This is a genomic window from Paucibacter hankyongi (assembly GCF_037482915.1).
GTDB classification, from domain to species: Bacteria; Pseudomonadota; Gammaproteobacteria; order Burkholderiales; family Burkholderiaceae_C; genus Paucibacter_A; species Paucibacter_A hankyongi.
This window is the reverse complement of sequence record NZ_JBBHJX010000026.1, coordinates 33,922-43,520: the sequence shown is the minus strand read 5'-3', so window position 1 is coordinate 43,520 and position 9,599 is coordinate 33,922. Positions and strand designations below refer to the sequence as shown.

Genomic DNA, 9,599 nt, shown 5'->3' with positions numbered 1-9,599 from the left:
GACATGAAAAAAGCCCCTGGTGTCAGACCCAGGGGCTTTGTTTTTTGCGACCGGACTAGGCTTGAGGCCAAGCCGGTCGAAGTGCTTGATCAGGCCGTGGTCAGCGCCTTGCGCATCTTCTTCATAGCGGCCACTTCGATCTGGCGAATCCGCTCGGCGCTGACGCCGTACTCGGCCGCCAATTCATGCAGCGTCATGCCACCGCTGGAGTCATCGTTGACCTTCAGCCAGCGTTCCTCAACGATGCGGCGGCTACGTTCGTCCAGCGCTTCCAGCGCGCGGGTGATGCCGTCGCCGGCCAGCGTGTCACGTGCTTGCGCTTCCAAAACGCGAGTTGGCTCCTGGGTTTCATCGGCCAGGTAAGCGATGGGGGCGTAGCTCTCGCCGTCGTCGTCGGTTTGCGGCTCCAGGGCCACGTCACCGCCTGACATGCGGGTTTCCATCTCCAGCACTTCTTCGCGCTTGACGTTGAGTTCCTTGGCCACGTGGTCCAGCTGAGCTTCGCTCAGGCTGTTGCGGTGGCTCATATCGTCACTCATGTCTTCCTTCATGCTGTGCTTCATCGAGCGCAGATTGAAGAACAGCTTGCGCTGAGCCTTGGTCGTGGCGACCTTGACCATGCGCCAGTTGCGCAAGACGTACTCGTGAATCTCGGCCTTGATCCAGTGCATGGCGTAGCTGACCAAGCGCACGCCCTGATCCGGGTCATAGCGCTTGACGGCCTTCATCAGGCCGACATTGCCTTCTTGGATCAGGTCGCCCTGGGGCAGGCCGTAACCCATGTATTGGCGCGAAATCGACACGACCAGACGCAGGTGCGACAGCACCAGCTTTCCGGCGGCCTCCACATCGCCATGGTCACGCAACTTACGTGCGGCTGCACTTTCCTCTTCGGGGGTCAGCAGCGGCAGACGGTTGATGGCAGAGATGTATGCATCCAGATTGCCCAAAGAAGGCACCAGCGACCAAGGGTCACGCACCGTCAAAGCAGTAGGGGTGGACATCGTCATCATCCTTTTTCAAGAAGCAAACCTTTCGGTTCGACAGCATCAATATTAGCACTCATGAATGATGAGTGCTAATCGTCAGGGGTCTTTGGGGTTGGCCTTTAATTTAAAGGCTTAAACCGAGTGCGACTACTAACTTGCTCGGCAGAGCGAGCGCGCGACTCAGTCCATCAGGCCAAAATCGGGGCTGGCGACCATGGCTTCGATATCGAGCAGGATCAACATGCGCTCACCGATCTTGCCCAGGCCCGTGATGAAGCGCGCATCCAGCGCGGCGGCCACTTCGGGGCGCGGTTTGATCTGGTCGGTGGTCAACTCCAGCACATCCGACACCGCATCCACCACCACGCCGACAACGCGTTGGCACACATTCAGCACGATGACGACGGTGAAGGCGTTGTACTCGCCGGACTGACCGAGGCGCAGGCGCAGATCAACGATCGGCACGATGACGCCGCGCAGATTGACCACACCCTTGACGAAGGCCGGCGCATTGGCCACGCGGGTGGGCGCCTCATAGGAGCGAATCTCCTGCACGCGCAGGATGTCGAGGCCGTATTCCTCTTCGCCGACATGAAAGGTCAGGAATTGCTTCGCATCGGGTCGCGCCTGCTCGGAGGCCAATGCGACACGTGAACCTTGGGCGGAAACCAGTTCGTTGGAACTCATGATGGGATTCGGGGTGAACGCGGAACAGTTGAATTGAACCCTATTCTGCACGTTCCAGCGGTCCTGCATCGCTGGATCTGGTGGGCGCGGCCTTGTCTTTTTTCGGCCTGTCGCCCTCAGCGGCGATGCCGGGCGTGCGCAAAGTGCAAGGCCCCACCCGAACCGAGTCGAGTGGGGCCTTGGCTTTATTGACGGCGGGCTGGGCCCGCACTGCGATCAATCAAACATTGAACAAGAAATTCAGCACGTCACCGTCCTTGACCACGTATTCCTTGCCTTCGGCGCGCATCTTGCCGGCATCCTTGGCGCCTTGCTCACCCTTGTAAGTGATGAAGTCTTCATAGGCGATGGTCTGGGCGCGGATGTAGCCGCGTTCAAAGTCGGTGTGGATCACGCCGGCCGCTTGCGGGCCGGTGTCGCCCTTGTGGATGGTCCAAGCGCGCACTTCCTTCACGCCGGCAGTGAAGTAGGTCTGCAGGCCCAGCAGGCTGAAGCCGGCGCGGATCAGGCGGTTCAGTCCCGGCTCGTCCTGGCCCATCTCGGCCAGGAACATGGCGCGGTCTTCATCGCTCATTTCCGACAGCTCGGCTTCGGTCTTGGCGCAGATGGCCACCACCGGGCCGTTTTGGGCGGCGGCGTATTCCTTCAGGCGGTCCAGGAAGGGGTTGTTCTCGAAACCATCTTCGGCCACGTTGGCCACGAACATGGCCGGCTTGGCGGTGATCAGGCACAGGGGCTTGAGCAAGACCAGCTCTTCCTTGCTGAAGTCGATGGTGCGCACCGGCTTGGCTTCGTTGAGAGCAGCTTCGCACTTCTCCAGCACCTTGACCAGGGCGATGGCTTCCTTGTCGCCGGCGCGCGCCACCTTGTTGTAGCGGTGCAGGCTCTTTTCCACCGTGCCCATATCGGCCAGGCAGAGTTCGGTCTGGATCACTTCGATGTCGGAGATCGGGTCGACCTTGCCGTTGACGTGCACCACATTGCCGTCTTCAAAGCAGCGCACCACATTGACGATGGCGTCGGTCTCGCGGATGTGCGAGAGGAACTTATTGCCCAGGCCTTCGCCCTTGGAGGCGCCAGCCACCAGGCCGGCGATGTCGACGAACTCGACCACGGCGGGCAGGATGCGCTCGGGCTTGACGATCTCGGCCAGCGCTTGCAGGCGCGGGTCAGGCAGTTCCACGACGCCGACATTGGGCTCGATGGTGCAGAAGGGATAGTTTTCGGCGGCGATGCCCGCCTTGGTCAGCGCATTGAAGAGGGTGGACTTGCCGACGTTGGGCAGGCCAACGATGCCGCATTTGAGGCTCATGAATGACTTTCTGGGTGGGGCGCCGGTCGCGTATGCGGGGCAAAGCCGGCATTTTAGTCGTTCGCCGGCCTTGCGCGCCGCGGGGTCTGTGGCGCCTGCCTACAATGCCGCCATGCAAAGCTATGAGGTCTTGATTCGTGGGAGCGGCTGCGTCGGGCGCAGTCTGGCCCTGGCCCTGGGTGCGCAAGGCCTGCGTGTGGCCATGTTGGGCAGCGTCGAAGCCAGCCCCTCGCAGCGCGAGGACGTGCGCAGCTACGCCCTGAATGCCGCCTCGGTGCGTCTGTTGCGTGAACTGAAGGTTTGGGATGCCTTGCCCGCCGATGCGATCAGCCCGGTCTATGACATGAAGGTGCGCGGCGACCAGGGCGGTGCGACGCTGGAGTTTTCGGCCTGGCAACAGGGTGTGGCCGAATTGGCCTTCATCGTCGATGCCGGCGCCTTGGAGCAGCAATTGGCGCAGGCCTTGCGTTATGCGCCGCATGTGCAGGTGGTGGATGCGCCGGTGCCGGCCGATCTGGTGGCTCTTTGTGAAGGACGCGACTCCGCGCACAGGGCCGAGTTGGGCGTGCGCTTCGAGAGCCACAGCTATGGGCAACGCGGCATCGCGGCGCGATTGGTCTCGGACTCCCCGCATCAAGGCGTGGCCCACCAATGGTTCCGTTCGCCCGATGTGTTGGCCTTGCTGCCGATTGCCAAGCCGCAGCCGGGTGCTTCGTTCGGCCTGGTCTGGTCGGCGCCCGAAGCGCAGGCGGCCGATCTGTTGGCGAAGTCCGAAGAAGAGTTTGAGGCGGCGCTGAATGCCGCCACCGGCGGCGAGGCCGGACGCCTGCGTTTGGCCAGTGCGCGCTCCTCCTGGCCTTTGGCGCTGGCGCGTGCGCAGGCGGTCTCCGGGCCCGGCTGGGTGCTGCTCGGCGATGCCGCTCACTTGGTGCATCCGCTCGCCGGTCAGGGCTTGAACCTAGGGCTGGCCGATGTGGCCGCACTCGCCGGGGTCTTGGCGGCCAAGGAGGCCTGGCGGCCACTCGGCGACGAGCGCCTATTGCGCCGTTTTGCACGCGCCCGCTTGGCGCCCAACTGGGCCATGGGTGAATTGACCGATGGCCTGCTGAAGGTGTTTGCCAGCGACAAACCGGCCCTGCGCGAATTGCGCAACCGTGGCTTGACCGCTTTGAATTCTGTCCCTCCCTTGAAGCGCTGGCTGACGGCGCGCGCCCTGGGCTCCTGATCCATTCCGACCTAGATGACGATGTTGAATCTGAAGACTTTGACGATGAATGCCGGCGCTGCCGCGGCGGCTCTCCTTGCTCTCACGCTGCCCTTGTCGACGCAAGCCAATGAGGCCGTGATCCGCAAGTCCCTGACCGAAAAATTGACCGGCCTGCCCAAGATCGAGGAGGTTCGTCCGAGCCCGATGGCGGGCCTGTGGGAAGTGCGCATTGGCAACGAGATCCGCTATACCGACCCGACCGGCAGCTATCTGGTTGAGGGCGAGTTGATCGACCTGCGTACCCGCCGCAACCTGACCGAGGAGCGGGTCGCCAAACTGTTGACCATTGATTTCGCGGCGCTGCCCTTGAAGGACGCGGTGGTCTGGAAAAGCGGCAATGGCAAGCGCAAGATCGCCGTCTTTGCCGACCCCAACTGCGGCTACTGCAAGCGATTTGAGCGTTCGCTGCAGGACATGAAGGACCTGACGGTCTACACCTTTCTGATTCCAATCTTGGGCGGCGACTCTCCCGACAAATCGCGCGCCATCTGGTGCGCCAAGGATTCAAGCTCGGCCTGGCAGAGCTGGATGTTGGAAGGCAAGGCGCCGCTCAAACCGATGGGCGCATGCGACGACGCTGCCATCGAGCGCAATCTGGCCCTGTCGCGGCGCCACCATATCAACGGCACGCCGGCCATCATTTTTGAAGACGGCAGCCGTGCCCCGGGTGCGCTCAGCGCTGACCAATTGGAAAAGCGTTTGCAAAGCGTGGGCAAGAGCTGATGTGCCGAGGGTTTGGTGCGCTAGGTACGCCTTGCCATCGCCAGCCCTTGGTGCTTTTGCTGACTGATGATTCACCCGTACCGTCCTACCCTGAACCGCTTCGGAGTTCCCCCGCATGCCTGCTGATGCCAGCACCCCACCTTCGCCGATGATGGCCGTCCTGCCGCAAGCCCAACGCTTGGGTTTGTTGGGGCTGTTGCCCTTTGTGTTCGGCGCCATGCTGGTCTGGCTGGTCGGGGGGCGCAATGTGGAGGCGCACGCCTGGATCAGCTTTGCCTTGTCGGCCTATGCGGCCTTGATCATCTCCTTCCTGGGTGGCATTTATTGGGGCCTGGGTTTTCGCCAGAGCGAGCCCAGCCTGCAGCCTTTTGTCTGGGGCATCATGCCGCCGCTGGGCGCGTGGATCGCGCTGGTGATGCCGGCTTATGCGGGCCTGGTGTTGCATGGCGTGATGCTGGTGGTTTGCTATTTGGTCGACCGCCGGCTTTACCCCGCCTTGGGTGCTTCGGCCTGGTTAACGCTGCGTTTCCGCCTCAGCGCCGGCGCGGCACTGTGCTGCTTCCTCGGCGCAGCGGGCAGTTGATTTGGCGATTCAGCAAGGGCAGCACATGAATGGCATCAGCTATCAGATCGATCTGGATGAACCCTCCAGCCATGTCTTTCAAGTCACCCTGACGATACCGGCGCCGGCGGCGCAGCAGCGTGTCAGCCTGCCGGCCTGGATTCCCGGTAGCTATTTGCTGCGCGAGTTCTCGCGCCATCTCAGTGGCTTGCGCGCCTCGCAGGGCAGTCGCGAACTGGCGCTTGAACAGATCGACAAGGCGACCTGGCAGATCGCCTGCAAAGGTGCCTCGGCCCTGGTGCTCTGCTACCGGGTCTATGCCTTTGACAACTCGGTGCGCGCCGCTTTTTTGGATGCCCATCGAGGCTTCTTCAATGGCACCAGCCTGTGCCTGCGTGTGCATGGGCGAGAGCAGCAAACACACCGACTGAGCTTTGGCCGCCTGCCGGATGACTGGCGCATTGCCAGTGCCATGCCGCGCCAAGACGCGCAGGGGCAAAGCGTCTTCCACGCCGCCTCCTACGAGGAGTTGGTGGACCACCCGTTTGAGCTGGGCACTTTCTGGCAAGGCCGTTTCGAGGCCGGCGGTGTCGAGCATCAGATGGTGGTCAGTGGCGCCTTGCCGGTCTTTGATGGCGAACGCTTGCTGCACGATGCGCAACGCATCTGCGAGGCCCAGATCGCCTTTTGGCACGGCCCGGCCAATAAGCGCCGCAGCGCCCCGCCGTTCACCGGCTACACCTTCATGCTGAACGCGGTGGACGAGGGCTATGGTGGCCTGGAGCACCTGGCCAGCACGGCGCTGATCGCGCCTCGCCGTGACCTGCCGCGTGTTGGGCAGACCGAAGCGTCGGACGGTTATGTGCGCCTGCTGGGCTTGATCAGCCACGAGTACTTCCACACCTGGAACGTCAAGCGACTCAAGCCCGCAGACTTTGCGAGCCTGGACTTCACGCAGGAGAACTACACCGAACTGCTGTGGTTCTTCGAGGGCTTTACCTCCTACTACGACGACTTGATGCTGGTGCGGGCCGGCCTGATCGACGAGGCGCGCTACCTGAAGCTGCTGACCAGTACCGTCAACGGTGTTTTGGCCACGCCGGGCCGCAAGGTGCAAAGCCTGGCGCAATCGAGTTTTGATGCCTGGGTCAAGTATTACCGGCCGGACGAAAACAGCCCCAACAGCACGATCAGCTATTACGGCAAGGGGGCTTTGCTGGCCCTGGCCTTGGATCTGAGCTTGCGCTGCCAAGGTGATCCTCAGCACAAGCTGGACGATTTGATGCGCGCGCTGTGGCAACACAGCCATGCCGGTCTGTCCACTGGGGCACGCGGCGCCATCAGCGAGGCCGATGTGTTGCACCTGATCACCGAATTGGGCGGCGAAGGCCTGGCGCAGGAGTTCCGCCAATGGGTGCATGGCTTGGCCGATTTGCCCCTGGCCAATCTGCTGGAAAAAGCCGGCGTGCAATTGCGCAGCGACAAGGCCACATTGGCACAGCGCCTGGGCTTGCGTGTCAATGAGGCGGGTGGGGCGGTGGTGGTCAAGCATGTCTTGGCCGATTCGGCCGCGCAGGCCGGGGGCCTGTGTGCCGGCGACGAATTGCTCGCCTGCAATGGCTGGCGTTTGCGCCGCATCGAGGACGCCGCGCTCACCTTGAGCGCCGACCAAGCCGGTTTGAAGTTTCTGCTGAGTCGGGACCAGCGCCTGTTTGAGATGACGGTGGATCTGCCGGGCTCGCGTGTGGCCGGCTCAAGCGGCGCCGAGCCCTTGCTGCTGAGCCTGGCCGAGAAGGCGCCGGCGCGTGTGGCCAGCCTGCGCAAGGCATGGCTGAGCGGCTGAAGCGAGGCCGCGCCGGGCCCAGTGGCTGGGCTTGGCTGGTCTTGCTGGTGCCGGTGCTGGGCTTGCATCTGTGGCTGCTGCTCCGCTTGCAAGACTTGCAGCAGGATTGGGCCGAGATGGACAGCGCGATGCCCGCGCGCATGACGGTGGCTTTTGTGCGGGCGCTGCAGCCGGTAGCCGATGCGGCAGCAGCCGCGGCGGTGAAGCGGCCTCAGGCCAAGCCGGCTCCGAAACCAAAGTCAACGCTGACGCCGGGACCCATAGTCAATGAGTCGGCAGCGTCCTCGCCCGCTGAAGCCGTCGAGGTGCCCGAGCCGGAGCCAGCCAAGTTGGCGCCAGACGCTGGCCAAGTGCCGCTGAATGACGGGTCAACTCCACCTGCTCAGCCGGTCGAGCCGCCGGCTGAGCCCCCAGCACCCGAAGCGCCGCAGGCTTTTGAGCCCGGCCCGGAATGGCCGCCTTCGACACGGCTGAGTTACCAACTAACGGGCAATTACCGCGGTGCCATCTACGGCAGCGCCCAGGTCGAGTGGTTGCGTCAAGGTTCGCACTACCAAATGCATATGGACGTGGCGGTAGGCCCCAGCTTTGCGCCCTTGATTTCGCGGCGCATGAGCAGTGATGGTCAGCTGACGGCGGCCGGCATTGCGCCGCAGCGCTATGACGAAGACACGCGGGTCTTGTTCTCGGCGCGACGCCGCTCCACGCTGATGTTCGGCCCGCAAACCGTCACCTTGGCGAATGGCCGCAGCGAAGCCTCGGTGCCGGGCACCCAAGATGCGGCCAGTCAGTTCGTGCAACTGACCTGGTTGTTTTTGACCGGGCGTGAATCGATGCAGGCCGGCAAGCTCTTGGATTTGCCGCTGGCCCTGCCGGGGCGGCAGTACCGCTGGCGCTATGAGGTGCTGGGGGAGGAGATATTGCAGACGCCGATGGGCGCCTTGACGGCCTGGCATTTGGCACCGCGCAGCCTGGCCAGCGGCGGCGACTTGAGTTCCGAGGTGTGGTTGGCACCCAGCTTGCAGTACCTGCCGGTACGCCTGCGCATCCGCCAAGACGACAGGAATTATGTGGACCTGCTGCTTGAATCGGCTCCACTGCAGGAGGCCGCGGCAGCGGCTGCATCATCACCCGCATCACTCGCTTCGGCGCCGCGCCCCAGCCGCGCCTCTATAGTTGCGCCACAAGTTTCAGACAAGGAGAACCCATGAGCTACGAATGCATCATCACCGCCGTGCATGGCAGCGGTGCGCGCCGCACCGGCCTGATTACCCTGAACCGCCCCAAGCAACTGAATGCCTTGAACGATCAGCTGATGGACGAGATGGGCCAGGCCCTGCTGGCCTTTGACGCCGATGACAGCATTGGCTGCATCGTCTTGACCGGCTCCGAGCGCGCCTTTGCGGCCGGTGCCGACATTCCGACAATGGCTCCGCACAATTTCATGAGCGCCTTCAAGAGCGGCCTGATCTCGAAGAATTGGGAAACCATTCTTCAGGTGCGCAAGCCGGTGATTGCGGCAGTGGCCGGTTTTGCCCTCGGGGGTGGCTGCGAGCTGGCGATGATGTGCGACTTCATCATCGCGGCCGACACCGCCAAGTTCGGTCAACCCGAGGTCAAACTGGGCATCATCCCCGGCGCCGGTGGCACCCAGCGTCTGCCGCGTGCGGTGGGCAAGAGCAAGGCCATGGACTTGCTGCTGACTGCCCGCATGATGGATGCGGCCGAAGCGGAGCGTGGTGGCTTGGTGTCGCGTGTGGTCGCGGCCGATCAACTGATGGCGGAGGCACTGGCTGCGGCCGAGACCATCAATGGCTTCAGTGGCCCCTCGGTGATGCTGATCAAGGAATTGGTCAATCTGGCCTATCAAGGCCCGCTGACGGATGGCGTCAATGTGGAGCGCCGCTACTTCCATGCGCTCTTCGGTACCGAAGACCAGCGCGAAGGCATGGACGCCTTCATCAACAAGCGCAAGCCGGAGTTCCAGCAGCGCTGAAGCCGCCCAACTCTGTGTGCAGGCCATGACGCAAGTCATGGGATGAACGGCCCGCCGGCTTGCCTGCGGGCCGTCATTGTTTCTGTTTCGTCAATGCAGAGTTCTCGTGAGCCTAGTGTTTTCCCTCGGTGCGAATCCCTACAGTTGCGGTCATGGACTTCCGGCATGTTGCCGAAGCCAACAAGCCGAAGTCGGGCCGAGCCTGACCTCATCGACACCG

General features: G+C 63.0%; 9 protein-coding genes. 6 read left to right on the top strand and 3 right to left on the bottom strand.

All coding sequences use genetic code 11. The annotated features are described in order from the left end of the window. Positions 1-89 precede the first annotated feature (89 nt). The 3 genes from rpoH to ychF all read right to left on the bottom strand — a co-directional run bounded on the left by rpoH (position 90) and on the right by ychF (position 2,988). On the bottom strand, positions 90-1,013 hold the full coding sequence (rpoH, locus tag WG899_RS21725; protein WP_444718887.1) for an RNA polymerase sigma factor RpoH: 924 nt from the start codon (positions 1,011-1,013) through the stop codon (positions 90-92). 156 nt (positions 1,014-1,169) lie between these two features. After that, positions 1,170-1,676 (bottom strand): chemotaxis protein CheW, encoded by a 507-nt coding sequence (locus tag WG899_RS21720; protein WP_339597754.1) that lies wholly within the window; start codon positions 1,674-1,676, stop codon positions 1,170-1,172. 220 nt (positions 1,677-1,896) lie between these two features. Then, positions 1,897-2,988, bottom strand: coding sequence for a redox-regulated ATPase YchF (gene ychF / locus WG899_RS21715; RefSeq protein WP_339597753.1), 1,092 nt, complete (start codon positions 2,986-2,988; stop codon positions 1,897-1,899). 112 nt (positions 2,989-3,100) lie between these two features. On the opposite strand from ychF, the gene WG899_RS21710 reads away from it, so the two are divergent. From WG899_RS21710 to WG899_RS21685, 6 genes are all read left to right on the top strand, one after another. After that, complete coding sequence (locus WG899_RS21710; protein WP_339597752.1) at positions 3,101-4,213, top strand: FAD-dependent monooxygenase; 1,113 nt, start codon at positions 3,101-3,103, stop codon at positions 4,211-4,213. Between the two features lie 21 nt (positions 4,214-4,234). Further along, complete coding sequence (locus tag WG899_RS21705; RefSeq protein WP_339597758.1) at positions 4,235-4,978, top strand: DsbC family protein; 744 nt, start codon at positions 4,235-4,237, stop codon at positions 4,976-4,978. A gap of 115 nt (positions 4,979-5,093) precedes the next feature. Then, positions 5,094-5,561: a DUF3429 domain-containing protein gene (locus WG899_RS21700; RefSeq protein WP_339597751.1), complete on the top strand. Its 468-nt coding sequence runs from the start codon at positions 5,094-5,096 to the stop codon at positions 5,559-5,561. A 25-nt stretch (positions 5,562-5,586) separates the two neighbouring features. Next, positions 5,587-7,383 carry a M61 family metallopeptidase gene (locus WG899_RS21695; RefSeq protein WP_339597750.1) on the top strand — a complete coding sequence of 599 codons (1,797 nt, stop codon included), beginning with the start codon at positions 5,587-5,589 and terminating at the stop codon, positions 7,381-7,383. Next, on the top strand, positions 7,368-8,594 hold the full coding sequence (locus WG899_RS21690) for a DUF3108 domain-containing protein (protein ID WP_339597749.1): 1,227 nt from the start codon (positions 7,368-7,370) through the stop codon (positions 8,592-8,594). The genes WG899_RS21695 and WG899_RS21690 overlap by 16 nt, the downstream gene beginning before the upstream one ends. After that, a complete protein-coding gene (locus WG899_RS21685; protein WP_339597748.1) occupies positions 8,591-9,379 on the top strand; it encodes an enoyl-CoA hydratase in 789 nt (262 codons plus the stop codon). Before WG899_RS21690 ends, WG899_RS21685 begins: the two co-directional genes overlap by 4 nt. Positions 9,380-9,599: the final 220 nt, after the last annotated feature.